This window comes from Rhodoferax sp., from assembly GCF_012927445.1.
Lineage (GTDB): Bacteria > Pseudomonadota > Gammaproteobacteria > Burkholderiales > Burkholderiaceae_C > Rhodoferax.
Map to the genome: position 1 here is coordinate 1 of NZ_JABBPD010000002.1, position 16,161 is coordinate 16,161.

Annotated in this window: 13 protein-coding genes and 1 pseudogene; 11 read left to right on the plus strand and 3 right to left on the minus strand. The window is 57.7% G+C overall.

The features are described 5' to 3' along the window. The first annotated feature begins 250 nt into the window (after nt 1–250). From HHJ17_RS02635 to HHJ17_RS02655, 5 genes and pseudogenes are all read left to right on the plus strand, one after another. The gene (locus HHJ17_RS02635; RefSeq protein WP_296504907.1) at nt 251–655 is read left to right on the plus strand and encodes a transposase; all 405 of its coding nucleotides are present in this window, start codon (nt 251–253) and stop codon (nt 653–655) included. Further along, nucleotides 652–861: an IS66 family insertion sequence element accessory protein TnpB gene (tnpB, locus tag HHJ17_RS02640; protein WP_296504908.1), complete on the plus strand. Its 210-nt coding sequence runs from the start codon at nt 652–654 to the stop codon at nt 859–861. Before HHJ17_RS02635 ends, tnpB begins: the two co-directional genes overlap by 4 nt. A 20-nt stretch (nt 862–881) precedes the next feature. Then, the gene (locus HHJ17_RS02645; protein ID WP_296504910.1) at nt 882–2,339 is read left to right on the plus strand and encodes an IS66 family transposase; all 1,458 of its coding nucleotides are present in this window, start codon (nt 882–884) and stop codon (nt 2,337–2,339) included. 259 nt (nt 2,340–2,598) lie between these two features. Then, nucleotides 2,599–2,700: pseudogene (locus HHJ17_RS02650) on the plus strand (ATP-binding protein); the annotation flags it as partial. 13 nt (nt 2,701–2,713) lie between these two features. Further along, a complete protein-coding gene (locus tag HHJ17_RS02655; protein WP_296503246.1) occupies nt 2,714–2,956 on the plus strand; it encodes a hypothetical protein in 243 nt (80 codons plus the stop codon). Between the two features lie 98 nt (nt 2,957–3,054). On the opposite strand, the gene HHJ17_RS02660 is transcribed toward HHJ17_RS02655, so the two are convergent. Beyond that, nucleotides 3,055–3,702 (minus strand): GntR family transcriptional regulator, encoded by a 648-nt coding sequence (locus HHJ17_RS02660; protein ID WP_296503183.1) that lies wholly within the window; start codon nt 3,700–3,702, stop codon nt 3,055–3,057. 152 nt (nt 3,703–3,854) lie between these two features. Between HHJ17_RS02660 and scpA the strand changes: the two genes are divergently transcribed. From scpA to HHJ17_RS18765, 6 genes are all read left to right on the plus strand, one after another. Further along, on the plus strand, nt 3,855–6,014 hold the full coding sequence (gene scpA / locus HHJ17_RS02665; protein ID WP_296503186.1) for a methylmalonyl-CoA mutase: 2,160 nt from the start codon (nt 3,855–3,857) through the stop codon (nt 6,012–6,014). Nucleotides 6,015–6,038: 24 nt separating this feature from the next. Continuing rightward, entirely contained in the window at nt 6,039–7,082 is a 1,044-nt protein-coding gene (gene meaB, locus HHJ17_RS02670) for a methylmalonyl Co-A mutase-associated GTPase MeaB (RefSeq protein WP_296503189.1), read from the plus strand. A 65-nt stretch (nt 7,083–7,147) separates the two neighbouring features. Next, nucleotides 7,148–8,680, plus strand: a complete 1,533-nt coding sequence (locus HHJ17_RS02675; protein ID WP_296503191.1) for an acyl-CoA carboxylase subunit beta — start codon at nt 7,148–7,150, stop codon at nt 8,678–8,680. An 83-nt stretch (nt 8,681–8,763) separates the two neighbouring features. Continuing rightward, nucleotides 8,764–10,818 carry an acetyl/propionyl/methylcrotonyl-CoA carboxylase subunit alpha gene (locus tag HHJ17_RS02680; RefSeq protein WP_296503193.1) on the plus strand — a complete coding sequence of 685 codons (2,055 nt, stop codon included), beginning with the start codon at nt 8,764–8,766 and terminating at the stop codon, nt 10,816–10,818. A 68-nt stretch (nt 10,819–10,886) separates the two neighbouring features. Continuing rightward, a complete protein-coding gene (locus HHJ17_RS02685; RefSeq protein ID WP_296503195.1) occupies nt 10,887–11,372 on the plus strand; it encodes a VOC family protein in 486 nt (161 codons plus the stop codon). Nucleotides 11,373–11,462: 90 nt separating this feature from the next. Then, nucleotides 11,463–13,787 carry a methyl-accepting chemotaxis protein gene (locus tag HHJ17_RS18765; protein ID WP_366557517.1) on the plus strand — a complete coding sequence of 775 codons (2,325 nt, stop codon included), beginning with the start codon at nt 11,463–11,465 and terminating at the stop codon, nt 13,785–13,787. Here HHJ17_RS18765 and rsxB read toward each other — a convergent pair. Together rsxB and phaZ are read right to left on the minus strand one after the other, a co-directional pair. Continuing rightward, nucleotides 13,780–14,469 (minus strand): electron transport complex subunit RsxB, encoded by a 690-nt coding sequence (gene rsxB / locus HHJ17_RS02695; protein WP_296503199.1) that lies wholly within the window; start codon nt 14,467–14,469, stop codon nt 13,780–13,782. The two genes, HHJ17_RS18765 and rsxB, sit on opposite strands and share 8 nt — an antisense overlap. Beyond that, entirely contained in the window at nt 14,469–15,986 is a 1,518-nt protein-coding gene (gene phaZ, locus HHJ17_RS02700; protein WP_296503201.1) for a polyhydroxyalkanoate depolymerase, read from the minus strand. Before phaZ ends, rsxB begins: the two co-directional genes overlap by 1 nt. Nucleotides 15,987–16,161 lie beyond the last annotated feature (175 nt).

The window sequence follows — 16,161 nt, forward strand, 5'->3', positions numbered from 1 at the left end:
GCGCCGATGATAGTGCGGATTCCCGTGTGAAAGTAGGTCATCGTCAGGCTATTAAACCGGAAACGCCCAGTCTAACGACTGGGCGTTTTTTTTCGTCTGGAGAACCACCATTCTGATCTTGCCTGTTACCTCACGAAGAAATGTTACTCGATAGTTGGTTGACGTTTTTCTGTAAGCACGCGGTGAACTCACATTGAACTGATTTCTCACATATCGCAAGATCGTGTGCACGTAACCAATCGTGCACACCATGCTCAAAGAATCAGACATTGCGACCTATTCAACTCGCCGTACGCACCGAACCTATACGCGCGAGTTCAAAGCCGAACTGGTGGCGGCCTGCCAACAGCCAGGAGTTTCCATTGCGGGATTGGCCAGTAGCCATGCGATGAACGCCAACGTGCTGCACCGCTGGCTCAAGGAACATGAGCGCAGCGGCTGTCACCAGCTTATCGGACCGGCTCCGTCTGGTGCTCCGGTCGCAACGTCACAGTCCCCTGCGTTCATCCCATTGAAGCTGCCCGCCGTGATGCATGAGCCCAGGCTCCCCGAGCTCAAGGTAGAGCTTCGCAAGGGTGCGCTTTCGATGATCGTCACATGGCCCGTTAGCGCAGTTGCCGAGTTTGCGCAGTGGGCCACGGCGATTCTCAAATGATCCGCATCGATGCGGTGTGGCTGGCTGTTACTCCCATGGACATGCGCGCCGGAACCGACACCGCATTGGCTCGGGTCGTATCCGTCTTCGGCGCAGCCCATCCCCACACGGCCTACCTCTTTGCCAACAAGCGGGGCAACCGCATCAAGGTGCTGGTGCATGACGGTTTTGGCATCTGGCTGGCACTGAGACGCTCTCCCATCTGAACGCAGAAGAACTGCGTGAGATGGTGCAGTCCCTGCGCCAGACGCTCACCTTCAAACAGGTCACCATTGACAAGCTCACGCATGAGAACGCCATCCTCAAGCGCCTGAAGTTCGCCGCCCAATCCGAGCGCTTCAGCGCCGAGCAAAGAAGCCTGCTGGATGAAACACTGGATGAGGACCTGCAGGCCGTCAACGACGAGATCGAGCAGCTCACCTCGCACGACAAGCCTGCGCGAGTCAAGGAACAAGCCAAGCGCCAGCCGCTGCCAGCGAACCTGCCCCGAATTGAAATCCGCCACGAACCCGATTCCACCACCTGCACCTGCGGCTGCCAGATGAAACGCATCGGCGAGGACGTGGCCGAGAAGCTGGATTACGTCCCTGGCGTCTTCAGCGTGGAGCGCCACATCCGTGGCAAATGGGCATGCGCCAAGTGCGAAACCTTGATCCAGGCCCCGGTTGATGCGCATGTCATCGACAAAGGAATTCCCACCACCGGCCTGCTGGTCCAGGTACTGGTAGCCAAGTTTGCCGACCACTTGCCGCTGTACCGGCAGGAGGCCATCTTCGGCCGTGCCGGATTGGCCATTCCCCGCTCCACACTGGGCACTTGGGTGGGAAGCTGCGGCGTACAGTTGCAAGCGCTGGTGGACGCCCTGAAGGACGACATCCTCACGCACAGCGTGGTGCACGCAGATGAAACCCCGGTACAGATGCTCAGGCCGGGCAGTGGCAAGACGCACCGGGCCTACCTGTGGGCCTATGCTGCCGGTGCCTTTGAGGACACCAAGGCCGTGGTCTATGACTTCTGCGAGTCACGTGCCGGGGAGAACGCCAAAGCCTTCTTGGGAGAATGGCGAGGCAGCCTGGTCTGTGACGACTTCAGTGGCTACAAGCAACTGATGACCCAAGGTGTCACCGAGGTGGGCTGTCTGGCCCACGCCCGGCGCAAATTCTTTGACCTGCACGTCAGCAACAAAAGCCAGATCGCCCAAAGTGCACTGGAGCAGATCGGCAGGATCTACGACATCGAGCGGGAAGTCAAAGAGTTCATCCCCGACGAGCGACGACGAATACGGCAGGAACGATCAAAACCGCTGATTGATGCCTTGCACCAGTGGATGGCGCTCAACCGCCAGAAGATTACGGATGGCTCTGCTACGGCCAAAGCGCTGGATTACAGCCTGCGGCGTTGGGGTGCGCTCACGCGTTTCGTCGGTGACGGGCAACTGCCCATTGACAACAACCACATCGAGAACCAGATTCGACCGATCGCCATCGGACGCAACAACTGGTTGTTTGCCGGATCTCTGCGGGCGGGCAAGCGTGCCGCCGCCGTGATGAGTCTGATCCAAAGCGCCAAACTCAACGGGCATGACCCGTACGCCTATCTCAAGGATGTTCTGACACGGCTGCCAACGCAACGGGCAAGCCAGATTCATGAACTGCTGCCGCACCGCTGGCAACCACAAAGCTAGCTCGGTAAAGCAGGACTGCAATGCGCAGTCAATATGGGTTCACCGCGTGCTTACGTTTTTCTTTTGATTTTCCCTTTTCATAGGCTAAGGCTCGCCAACGGAGCCAGTTCCCGCCTGCAGTCAAATCGTTTCTTCATCAGATTTGGGCAGGCTGTCCAAGAGCATTTCTTTAGCACGCTCAGTTCGCCATGTCTTGACTCGACGTTGTAACGTCCGCAGCCGAGTCTTGCTGGCATACAGGTCTGGAATCATCGTGGCTACCGGCAAGACGCATTTGGCCACAGCCTTGTGTATCTCAAGCCTGACTCACCAGAGCAAACGCGTGCGGTTCTACTCGACGGTGGATTTGATCAATGCACTCCTGGAGACCGGAAATGAGTCTTGCCACTTCCGACGCAGCTCCAATGAAGTCAAGGGGCGCATCAACTCCAGGGAGCAATCCAGAAAGGCAGAAGCTCGCCAGGGTTCAGAATCGACGGCTGAGACTGAGTAGTTCTGATGCAGGGAAATCAATGGGAAGCTGTTTCGAGCAATGCCTGTACAGTCAGCCCATTGATGATGAATTCACGCCAGCAGCCAATTCAAAAGGAATCAACGAAACCAGCAAAGAGCTATAGTTATCCAGAGTTGACGTTCAATAAGTCAGCTTTAGCCCCTGGTCAAAATTCAATCGGCGCCAACACTGATGCCTTCAGGTGGAGTTCAACAGCCTGCCTCAGTTGGCTGCTTCCAGCCCGTTCCTGAAGTGCTCCTGCATCCGTTGCATCGCAAGCGGCGTATCGCGTGCCGAAATGGCCGCCATCAAAGCCTGATGTTCGTTCAATGATTCCTCTATACGGCCCGATTTCAGTAGCGAGTTGTGGCGGTTCAGCTTCATGACCTTGCGCAGGTCGGCCACCATCTGGTCGCGCCAGCGATTGTTGGCAATTTCCAGCAGCCGCATGTGAAAGCGTTCATTGATCTCGAAAAACCGCTCCCGATCCTGCTTGCCAGGCTGGGCAGCGGTTTCCAATTCAGTGTGCAGCGTCTGCAACTCACCGATTTGCGATTCGGTGGCCGTCGCGGCCACCACGCCTGCTGCGTCCGCCTCCAGAAGGCTGAGCAGGTGGTAGACGTCGCTCAGGTCGCGCTCGGACACCTCGGTCACATAGGCGCCACGCCGCACCTTCATGGTGACCAGGCCCTCGGTCGCCAGCACTTTAAGTGCTTCCCGCAGGGGTGTTCGGCTGATGCCGTACGCTTCGGCAATTTTCAGTTCGTCAATCCAGCTGCCGGGTTCCAGTTCCCGATTGAAAATTCGCTGACGCAGCAGCTCTGCAACCTCTTCATAGAGCGCACGGGGAGATAAAGAGAGGGCAACCATGTCGCGGATTGTAAGCAAGAAATAATATTTTGAATCAATAATTATAAATAAAGTAAACTACGTTGCTTCATTGATAAAAGCTCGGGACTAGACCTGTCCGGGGCAGTTCGGTGACAAAATATTTCGTTAATCCATCACGAACGGTAGCCGTCATGACCCAAAATAATCCAGAGTTTCAGACATCCAGCCTTGATGCATGGGCCAAGGCCGCCGCCAAGTCCGCACCGGGCGGCAATGTGGATGCGCTCAACTGGCAAACGCCTGACGGCATCACGGTCAAGCCGCTGTATACAGCGGCCGATACCGAAAACCTGCCTTACGCCAACACTTTGCCTGGTTTTGAGCCCTATTTGCGTGGTCCGCAGGCCACCATGTACGCGGTGCGGCCGTGGACGATTCGTCAATATGCCGGCTTCTCTACCGCTGAAGAATCCAACGCGTTTTACCGCAAGGCCTTGGCGGCCGGCGGGCAGGGCGTCAGTGTGGCGTTTGACTTGGCCACGCACCGCGGCTACGACAGTGATCATCCGCGTGTGACGGGCGACGTTGGCAAAGCCGGCGTGGCCATTGACTCGGTGGAAGACATGAAGATCTTGTTCAACGAAATTCCGTTGGATAAAGTCAGCGTCTCCATGACCATGAACGGTGCCGTGCTGCCGGTGTTGGCCGGCTATGTGATTGCCGCTGAAGAACAGGGCGTGAGCCAGGACAAGCTCTCCGGAACGATTCAGAACGACATTCTGAAAGAGTTCATGGTGCGCAACACCTACATTTACCCGCCTGCACCCAGCATGCGCATCATCGGCGACATCATCGAGTACACGGCCCAAAATATGCCGAAGTTCAACTCGATTTCCATCAGCGGCTACCACATGCAGGAAGCGGGCGCCAACCAGGCGCTGGAGCTGGCCTTCACGCTGGCTGACGGCAAGGAATATGTCAAGACCGCCATCGCCAAGGGCATGGATGTGGATCAATTTGCCGGACGCCTCAGCTTTTTCTGGGCCATCGGCATGAACTTCTACCTGGAAGTGGCCAAGATGCGGGCGGCGCGCCTGCTGTGGTGCCGCATCATGAAGAGTTTTGACGCGAAGAACCCCAAGTCCCTGATGTTGCGCACCCATTGCCAGACTTCTGGCTGGTCGTTGACCGAGCAAGATCCGTACAACAACGTGGTGCGCACCACGATTGAAGCCATGGCGGCGGTGTTCGGCGGCACCCAGTCGTTGCATACCAACAGTTTTGACGAAGCCATTGCGCTGCCGACCGAGTTCAGTTCGCGCATTGCCCGCAACACCCAGCTCATCATCCAGGAAGAAACCCACATCACCAATGTGATCGACCCGTGGGCGGGGTCCTACATGATGGAAAAGCTGACGCAAGACATGGCCGATGCAGCCTGGAAGATCATTGAAGAAGTCGAAGCCATGGGCGGCATGACCAAAGCCGTGGACAGTGGCTGGGCCAAGCTGAAGATTGAAGCGGCGGCCGCTGAGAAGCAGGCCCGTATTGACAGTGGCAAAGACGTGATCGTCGGTGTCAATAAATACAAGCTCAAGACCGAAGATGCGATTGAAACTCGCGACATTGACAACGTGGCGGTGCGTGATGCACAGATTGCCCGTTTGAATAATATCAAGAAAAATCGCGATGTAACCCTCGTCAATGCTGCGTTGGCTGATATTACTTTTGCAGCAGAGACCAGCACTGGCAACTTACTGGATCTGACGATCAAAGCCATGCGTCTGCGCGCCACCGTGGGTGAGGTGAGCGATGCCATGGAAACTGTTTACGGGCGCCATCGCGCCGATACCCAAAAGGTGACTGGCGTGTATGCAGCAGCTTATGACTCCGCGGAAGGCTGGGATGCCCTCAAAGCCGAAATCAATGCTTTTGCCGAAGTCGAGGGTCGTCGCCCCCGGGTGATGATTTCCAAGCTCGGGCAGGATGGCCATGACCGTGGCGCCAAAGTAGTCGCCACCGCCTTTGCCGACCTCGGGTTTGACGTCGATATGGGGCCGCTGTTCCAGACCCCCGAAGAATGTGCCCGCCAGGCCATTGAAAACGACGTCCATGCGGTGGGCGTCTCCACCCTGGCTGCTGGTCACAAAACCCTGGTGCCCGCCATCATTGCCGAGCTGAGAAAGCAGGGCGCTGACGACATCATCGTGTTCGTGGGGGGCGTGATTCCACGGCAGGACTACGACATGTTGTACGAGGCAGGGGTCAAAGGCATTTATGGCCCCGGAACGCCGATTCCCGCCAGTGCGAAAGACGTGCTGGAGCAAATCAAGAAGGCACTGGCCAAGTAAGCGATTGGGGTCAGCTCTCAATTCATGACCATGATGCCAACGCAGACCACCACGGCAGAGCGAAAAGGGGCTTTGGCCCCGATTTCCGTTGCTGCGATCGTGACTACAAGTGGCAGTGCCCAGCGCCGTGCCATCGCCAAGGCCATAACCCTGCTGGAGTCCACCCGTGCGGATCACCGGGTGCAGGCGGATGAACTCTTGACCGCCTTGCTGCGGCATACCGGAAAAGCTTTCCGGTTGGGCATCAGCGGTGTGCCGGGTGTCGGCAAATCCACCTTCATTGAAGTGCTGGGCTTGTACCTGATCGACCAGGGCCACCGCGTGGCGGTGCTCACCATCGACCCGTCTTCCACCGTGTCGGGCGGCTCGATCCTGGGCGACAAGACGCGGATGGAAAAGCTTTCGATACACGAGAACGCCTACATCCGTCCCAGTCCCAGCAGCGGCACCTTGGGTGGTGTGGCCGAGAAAACGCGGGAAGCCATGCTGGTCTGTGAGGCCGCAGGCTATGACATCGTGATCGTTGAGACGGTCGGCGTGGGCCAAAGCGAAACCGCGGTGGCCAACATGACCGACATGTTTGTGCTGATGCAATTGCCCAATGCCGGTGACGATCTGCAGGCCATTAAAAAAGGCGTGATGGAGTTGGCCGATCTGGTGGTCATCAACAAGGCCGATATTGATGCGCTTGCGGCGCAGCGGGCGCAGTTGCAAATCACGGCCGCCATGCAGTTGCTCGGCATGTTCGGCAGCCACGATGAAAAAAACTGGCATCCCAAAGCATTGCTGCTCAGCGCTCTGAACGGGCAGGGCGTCGATAAATTTTGGGCGGCCGTCAATGAATTTAAAACGCTGCAAACCGCCAACGGCAAGTTGGCGGCTCGCCGCCAGCAACAGTCGCTGGCCTGGATGTGGGAGCGGATTGATACCGGTTTGAAGCAGGCGTTTCGTCAGCATCCGCAGGTGCAACAGCTGCTACCGCAGCTCACCCAGGAGGTTCTTCAGGGCCGAATGGCGGCCTCTACTGCAGCACGAAATATGCTTCTAGCCCATATGAATAGGGCGTAAGTAGCTATAAAAATAATAGCTTTTTAATGTTAGAGACGATCAGGACTTCGTAAAGAGAGAAAACCATGCACGACATACTTGAACAACTTGAAGCCAAGCGCGAACTTGCGCGCTTGGGTGGTGGCCAAAAACGCATCGATGCGCAGCACAAAAAGGGCAAACTTACCGCCCGTGAGCGTCTAGAACTGCTGCTCGATGAGGGTACGTTTGAAGAGTGGGACATGTTCGTCGAACACCGTTGCGTCGACTTCGGCATGGAAGCGAACAAGATTCCCGGCGACGGTGTGGTCACCGGCTACGGCATGATCAATGGCCGTTTGGTGTTTGTATTCAGCCAGGATTTCACCGTATTCGGCGGCGCTTTGTCAGAAGCCCATGCCGAGAAAATCTGCAAGGTGATGGACCAGGCCATGAAGGTTGGCGCCCCCGTGATCGGTTTGAACGACTCCGGTGGCGCGCGGATTCAGGAAGGTGTAGCCTCCTTGGGCGGCTATGCCGATGTGTTCCAGCGTAACGTGATGGCCAGTGGCGTGGTGCCGCAGATCAGCATGATCATGGGACCCTCAGCCGGCGGCGCGGTGTACAGCCCGGCCATGACCGACTTCATCTTCATGGTGAAAGACAGCTCCTACATGTTCGTTACCGGCCCTGAAGTGGTGAAGACCGTGACGCATGAGGAAGTCACGGCCGAAGAGTTGGGTGGCGCCATCACGCACTCCACCAAGAGCGGTGTGTGCGATCTGGCGTTTGAGAACGATGTCGAAGCGCTGCTGATGTTGCGCCGTCTCTACAACTACCTGCCGCTCAACAACCGCGAAAAAGCGCCCGTGCGCCGCAGCGGTGATCCGGCCGATCGCATGGACATGAGTCTGGACACCCTGGTGCCGGACAACGCCAACAAGCCGTACGACATGAAAGAGCTCATTGTCAAGACGGTGGATGATGGTGATTTCTTTGAGCTGCAACCCGAGTACGCCAAGAACATCCTGATTGGTTTTGGCCGCATGGAAGGCCAGACCGTCGGCATCGTGGCGAATCAGCCGCTGGTGTTGGCCGGTTGCCTGGACATCAAGAGCTCAATCAAAGCCGCCCGCTTTGTGCGCTTTTGCGACGCGTTCAACATCCCGGTGATTACCTTTGTCGATGTGCCCGGCTTCATGCCGGGTACCGCCCAGGAGTACGGCGGCATCATCAAGCACGGCGCCAAGCTGCTGTACGCCTATGCCGAATGCACCGTGCCCAAGATCACCATCATCACGCGCAAAGCCTACGGCGGCGCGTACGACGTGATGTCTTCCAAGCACCTGCGCGGTGACGTCAACTTTGCCTGGCCGAATGCCGAAATCGCCGTGATGGGCGCCAAGGGCGCGGTGGAAATCATCTTCCGCGAAGACAAGGGCGACCCGGTCAAGCTGGCGGCCAGAGAAGCCGAGTACAAAGCCCGTTTTGCCAACCCGTTTGTGGCTGGCGCGCGTGGCTTCATTGACGACGTCATCCTGCCGCACGAAACCCGCAAGCGCATCTGCCGCTCGCTGGTGATGCTGCGCGACAAGAAGCTTGAAAACCCGTGGCGCAAACACGGCAACATCCCGCTGTAAAAAAACAAACCCTGTCGTTGCGGGCTGGACCCGCAATTCATGGATGCCGGCACAAATCCGGCATGACAAATCTGGAGTACCTCATGTTTACCAAAATACTGATTGCTAACCGCGGCGAGATCGCCTGCCGGGTGATCAAGACGGCCCAAAAAATGGGCATTAAAACCGTGGCGGTGTATTCCGACGCCGATCGGGACGCCCGCCATGTGATGATGGCCGATGAGGCCGTCAACATTGGCCCGGCGCCGAGCCGGGAAAGTTATTTGCTGGCCGACAAAATCATCGCCGCCTGCAAACAAACTGGCGCGCAGGCGGTGCACCCCGGCTATGGCTTTTTGAGCGAGAACGCCGGCTTTGCCAAGCGCGTGGAAGAAGAGGGCATTGTCTTCATCGGCCCCAAGCACCATTCCATTGCCGCCATGGGCGACAAGATTGAATCGAAAAAATTGGCCGGTGCGGCCGGTGTGAACTGCATCCCGGGCGTCAATGATGCGATTGAAACGCCGGAGCGTGCGGTAGAAATTGCCCAGAGCATTGGCTATCCGGTCATGATCAAGGCCAGCGCCGGCGGCGGCGGCAAAGGGCTGCGCGTCGCCTTCAACGACAAAGAGGCTTTTGAAGGCTTCACCAGTTGCCGCAATGAGGCTCGCAACAGCTTCGGTGATGACCGTGTGTTCATCGAAAAATTCGTCGAAGAACCACGCCACATCGAAATCCAGCTGGTGGGCGACAGTTTTGGCAATGTGATTTACCTGAATGAGCGTGAGTGCTCGATTCAGCGTCGTCACCAAAAGGTGATCGAAGAAGCGCCGTCACCCTTCATCAGTGAAGCCACCCGCAAAGCCATGGGCGAGCAGGCGGTGCAGTTGGCCAAGGCCGTGAACTACCAAAGCGCGGGCACGGTCGAGTTCGTGGTCGGCAAGGACCAGAGCTTTTACTTCCTGGAGATGAATACCCGTCTGCAGGTGGAGCATCCCGTGACCGAGTGCATCACCGGCCTCGATCTGGTGGAGTTGATGATTCGCGTGGCTGCCGGCGAGAAACTGCCGTTGACGCAGGCCGAGGTCAAGCGCGAGGGTTGGGCCATCGAGTGCCGTATCAATGCCGAAGACCCGTTTCGCAACTTCTTGCCGTCCACCGGCCGCCTGGTGCGCTTCCAGCCACCAACAGAGACCATGTTCGCAGCCGACACCAGTCAGTGGCAGGGCGTTCGGGTCGATACCGGGGTGCAGGACGGTGGCGAGATTCCGATGTTTTACGACTCGATGATTGCCAAGCTGATCGTGCACGGCAAAGACCGGCTGGATGCCATCGCCAAGATGCGTGAAGCGCTCAATGGCTTTGTGATCCGCGGCATCAGCAGCAATATCCCGTTTCAGGCCGCGTTGCTGGCACACCCGCGCTTTGTGGCGGGTGATTTCAACACCGGCTTCATTGCCGAGAATTATTCTCAGGGTTTCCGGGCCGAAGACGTGCCGCATGACGATGCCGACCTGCTGATCGCACTGGCCGCCTTTGTCAACCGCAAGTACCGCAACCGCGCCACCCATATCAGCGGCCAGATGGAGGGCCATGAAGTTGAAGTGGGTGAGGAGTTTGTGGTGGTGACCCTGGGCCAAAAAGGCCAGACGACGCCAACCCCGGTCACTGTGACCGATTTTGAGAAGAAAACGGGCTCCAGCCTTGTCACCGTGGGCGCAAGCAGCTACAAAATATGTAGCAATTACCGCTTGGGCGAAGTGCGCATCAGCGGCACTTTCAATGGTGAGCCGTTTACGGCGCAGGTTGAGCGTGGCGGTCTGGCGAGCAAGAATCCGCTGGCCATCCGGGTCTCCCACAACGGGACGCAGATTGACACGCTGGTGCTTTCCACACGGGCCGCTGCACTGTACGAACTGATGCCTTACAAGGCGCCGCCGGACATGAGCCGCTTTGTGCTGTCACCCATGCCCGGGCTGCTGGTGGAAGTCGCGGTCGAACCCGGCCAAAAAGTGCAGGCCGGTGAACGCGTCGCGGTGATTGAAGCCATGAAAATGGAAAATGTGCTGTTTGCCGCCGCCGACGGTGTGGTCAAGTCAATTGTCGCGCGCAAGGGCGAGTCCATGGCCGTTGACCAGGTGATCGTCGAGTTCGTTTGATGACCGGGGCCTCGCTCCAGGCGAGGCCCCTTATTTACCCCCCAATGCGAACCCGAGGAGACCTGCGCATGACTTCACCTGTAACGATACAACGCCCCTTCAAAGTGCTGGGCATCCAGCAAATCGCCATCGGCGGCACCGATAAAACCCGCCTGCAAAAGCTCTGGGTCGAGATGCTGGGGCTGGAAGTGACCGGCACCTTTCGCAGCGAGCGTGAAAACGTGGATGAAGACATCTGCGCCATGGGCAGCGGCCCATTCAAGGTGGAGGTCGACCTGATGCAGCCGGTGGACATCGACAAAAAGCCAGCGGTGCACACCACGCCCCTCAATCACGTCGGCCTGTGGATCGACGATCTGCCGCTCGCCGTGGCGTGGTTGACGGCCAAGGGCGTGCGTTTTGCCCCGGGTGGCATCCGCAAGGGCGCAGCCGGTTATGACATCTGTTTTCTGCATCCCAAGGCAAATGAAGAGTTCCCCATCGCGGGCGAAGGCGTGCTGATTGAGCTGGTGCAAGCACCGCCAGAGGTCGTTCGCGCACTGACTGTTTACTAGTGCCGTAAGTCTGGGGTAATCCTGGGCTTTTTGCAGTGAAAAGAGGTGTCTAATGGCGCCGGGTTAAATTAAAGCCGGAGAACGCTGTTCATGAAATACCGCAAGTTTTTTTTCGCTGGAATGTGGATCATGCGCAAGATGCATTTTTCCACCAAACTTACTTTGTTGGCGTTGGTCCTGCTGTTGCCCATGCTGCTGGTACTTGCCCAACTGATAAAGACGCAAACTCAAGAGATTAGCGTGACACGCGCGGAGCTGGAAGGTATCAGTCTGGTCGGCGACGCGGATGAACTGATTCGCCAGCTGCAAAGTCACCGGGGCCAGACCAATATGGTGCTCTCGGGTAATACCGCAGCGCAGGCTGGGCGGGACCGTACGCGGGAAACATTGCGTCAGGCGCGTGATGTGCTCGACCGCAAACTCACTGCCGTCAAGACGGAGATGAACCAACAGGAGTGGTCCGGTTTGCGCTCACGCATCGATGGGCTGGTGTCCGCGCTGGACGGTAAAACCGCTCCTGCCAGCTTCGCCCTGCACACCCAATTGATCGAGGACTTGGGCCATTTCATTTATGGTTTGGCCAAGCAATCCAGTCTCCTATTTGACCCCGATCCGGCATCCTATCTGCTGATCGACATGGTGGTGTCTCGCACCATCCCCTGGACCGAGCAGTTGGGTAAATTGCGGGGCCAAGGCGCGGGCCTCTTGAGTAAACCGACGATGGATGACGCTGGAGCTGTCCGGGTGGGTGCCCAGTTTGATGCGCTGGACTTATTGGTTCGTGAGATCCAGTATTCGCTGGCCCTGATGAAAGATTACGGCGTGGCCGACCCTCTGGCCGACAAGGCTGTGCAGGCTAGCAAGGCATTTTCCACCAGTTCGCGCGACCGATTTTTACCCGGTGCCGCCACCGGCGAAGCGCAGGCTTTCTTTACGGCCGGCACCCAAACCATTGAGGCCGTGACGGCCTACCAGCATTCGGCGGTGGCCAATGGCAGCCAGCTGCTGCAGGCCCGGCTTGATACAACCCTGCGCATGTTTTGGCTGACGGCCCTGGGGAGCGGTTTGTGCGTGCTGATCATGCTTTATTTCATGCTGTCTTTTCATCTTAGCTTCATGACCGACTTGCGCCAGGTGTTGAATTTCATGCAAGAGACGGCCAGTGGCAACCTGCGCATGCGGGTTCACATTCGCGGCAAAGATGAGTTGGCTGAGATGGCCGATGTCATGGACACGATGGTGAATAACTTCTCCGCCATGGTGGCCAGCGTCCGTAGCAATTCCGCACTGGTGTCCCACGCCGGTAGCAGCCTGGCGCTGGGCAATCGGGCTTTGTCCGAGCGCACGGAGCAACAGGCGGCCAACCTGGAGCAAACTGCCGCCAGCGTGGAGGAGTTGTCTTCTACGGTACAAAACAACGCCCATGCGGCGCAACAGTCCGACACGATGGCGAGCGGTGTGCGTGACGTGGCTGAAAACGGGGCGCAGGCCATGGCCGAGGCCATTGGCTCGGTGGAGGCGATTCAGGCCAGCACCAAGCGGATGGACGAAATTGTCGGCGTGATTGACGGCCTGGCGTTTCAGACCAATATTCTGGCGCTCAATGCAGCGGTCGAAGCGGCCCGTGCCGGCGAGTCCGGCCGCGGATTTGCGGTGGTGGCCAGCGAGGTGCGTTCACTGGCGCAGCGCTCTGCCGCTTCGGCCAAAGAAATTCGTCAGTTGATTGGGGCCTCGTCGGCGCAGGTGGCTACCGGCGTTGCGCAGATCCGCAAGGCGGGCGCCAATATCAACCAAATTGTTGACGGCATCCGGGGCGTGGCGGCCAATATGTCGCAAATCTCGGCGTCGAGCGCCGAGCAAAGCTCCAGCTTGACCGAAATCACCTCGGCCGTGCGGCAACTGGATGAAATTACCCAGCAAAATGCCGCGGTCGTGGAGCGGACGGTTAGCCAGGCCAATTCCCTGGAAGTGCGTGCGTCCACGCTCGCCGAAGCTGTTGCCGCTTTCAAGTTGCTGCAGGGTACAGCGGAGGAAGCCATGGCGCTGGTGGAACGTGCCGTTGGCTATCGCCGCCAATGTGCCTCGCGCGAAGCCTTTTTGCGAGATTTAACCCAGGTTGACAAGTCCTTTTTTGACCGCGACATGTATATCTTTGCGCTAGATCGCAACGGTGCTTACCTGGCGTTTGGCGGCAACCCGTCCAAAGTAGGAACGCGGGTGCAGGATATTGCGGGTATCGATGGAAACGGCTTGCTGTATTCCATCGTCACGCAGGCCAGTTCGGAGCCCGGCTGGGTGGAATACGACATTACCAATCCGACGACCGGACTGGTGCAAACCAAAATGTCTTTTGTGCAGGAGTTGGACGATGTGTTCGTCGGCTGTGGCGTTTACAAAGACCTGGTGTTCAGCTAACGCGGGTGGTGCTCTGTTCAGGGCTTGGCCCTGGGCTCCGCTTGGCGCGGGCACGCGCTAAAGCGGCCTCAATCACGGCTCTTTTTTTGTCCAGAATAACGGGGTCGGTGTGCAGAGAGTGACTGGACAGGTCTGACAGCTTCAGCACCGCTTTTTCTTCCAGTCTTTTGTCATTCTCATCCTTGTCGCGTTTGCTTCGGTAGCTATGAAATTCGTAGCGAGTCTGGGCCAGATTGGCCTGCGGACGCGACCAGGCAGCCCAGCCGGTGGCGCTGCCTGTCACGTTCTCCAGTTCAATGCAATCTACTGGGCAAACCGGCAGGCATAACTCGCAGCCCGTGCAGTAGGCTTCGATCACGGTATGCATCAGTTTGTTGCTGCCGATGATGGCGTCGGTCGGGCATGCCTTCACGCACAAGGTGCAGCCAATGCACCAAGCTTCGTCAATGAACGCCACCGTGCGCGGGCCCTCTGTGCCATGGGCCGGGTTCAACGGAACAGGTGCCTGTCCGGTGATGTCTGCCAGCCATTCAATCCCTTGCGCGCCACCGGGCGGACACTGGTTAATGCCCGCCGTACCCAGTGCAAGGGCTTGCGCATAGGCTGCGCAGTCCGTGTAACCGCAGCGGGTGCACTGCGTCTGGGGGAGCGCCGCAAGGATACTGGCGGCCAGTGAAGTCATTACTTCTTGCTGACAACCTGGGTTGCAACCGCTTTAACGGCTTCCGGGGCTTGTTTCACCGCTGCGGCAACTGGTTTAGTCGCTTTTTCTGGCGTCTTGGCCACTGCCGCTGGGGTCGTCGGCTTGATCGGGGCGGTAGTTGCCTTTTTCGCCACGATCGGCGCTTTGACCGCTTGCACGGCAGGCATCCGTTGCGCCACGGGGGCTGCAACAGCTTGTACCTCAGTGACTGACGCCTTGGCTGATTTTGCCGCTGGCTGGTGGTGCAGGATGAATGCTTTCACCTCGGGATAAACCACGTCACGCCAGCGGCGACCCGCAAAGATGCCGTAATGTCCGGCACCTTCCACTTCCAGGTGTTTTTGCTCCGACTGGACGACGCCACTGCAGATGCTGTGGACGGCCTCGGTCTGGCCAGAGCCAGAGATGTCGTCCAGCTCACCTTCCACGGAGAAGAGGGCTGTCGTCGTGATGTCCTGGGGGCGGACGCGTTCCATTTTGCCGTCAACGCCTCTGACATCCCATGTCCCGTTGACCAGGCTGAACTCCTGAAACACGATCTTGATGGTTTCCAGGTAATAGTTGGCGTCCATGTCGAGCACAGCGTTGTACTCGTCATAGAACTTACGGTGCGCATCGGTGCTGACATCGTCGCCTTTGATCAGGTCTTTGAAGTATTCGTAATGGCTCTTGGCGTGGTTGCTGGGGTTCATGGCGACAAAGCCAGAATGTTGCAAAAAGCCGGGGTAAACACGACGTCCCGCACCAGGGAAGTTGGTCGGCACGCGGTAAATGACGTTGTTTTCAAACCATTCAAACGGCTTGTTCATCGCCAGGTTGTTCACGGCGGTCGGTGATTTGCGGGCATCAATCGGGCCGCCCATCATGGTCATGGTCAACGGTGTCAGTTCACCGCGGCTGGCCATCAGGGAGACGGCAGCGAGCACCGGCACCGTGGGCTGGCAGACGCTGACCACGTGGCAATTGCCGTAAATGCCTTGCAGGTGACGGATGAACTCCTGCACATAGTTCACGTAGTCATCCAGGTGGAATTCACCTTCAGACATGGGAATCAGGCGCGCGTTTTTCCAGTCCGTGATGTAGACCTTGTGGTCCTTCAACATGGTCTTGACGGTGTCACGCAGCAGCGTTGCATAGTGACCCGACAGTGGCGCCACGATCAAAACAGCCGGTTGCCCCTTGAGCTTTCCCAGCGTCGCAGGATCATCGCTGAAGCGTTTGAAACGGCGCAGTTCGCAAAATGGCTTGTCAAGTTCAATGCGCTCATGGATGGCAATATTGACGCCATCCACATCAATGGTGCGCAGGCCAAACTCTGGTTTTTCGTAATCTTTGCCCAGCCGGTGCATCAGGTCGTAGCCGGCAGAGATGCGCTGTGCAAACGGGTTTTGCCCCAGTATCGACAGTGGGTTGCCATAGACCTTGGCCGCAGACTGCGCCATGTCAGTGAAGGGCTCCATCAGGGACCGTTGGGTTTCGTAGAGTTGGTAGAGCACGATGAATTCACTTTCAGGAAATGTTGCAGTGCAATATAACAGTTATAACCGGCTTTGCGTTGAGGTTAATACACCAATACTGTCTACCGCCTGTCGACGCTGTGCAAGCTTGAGGTCAGGCGTTGCCTATAGCAAAGTCGTGAAACGCCTGAACGCAATAAATAATAAATTACCA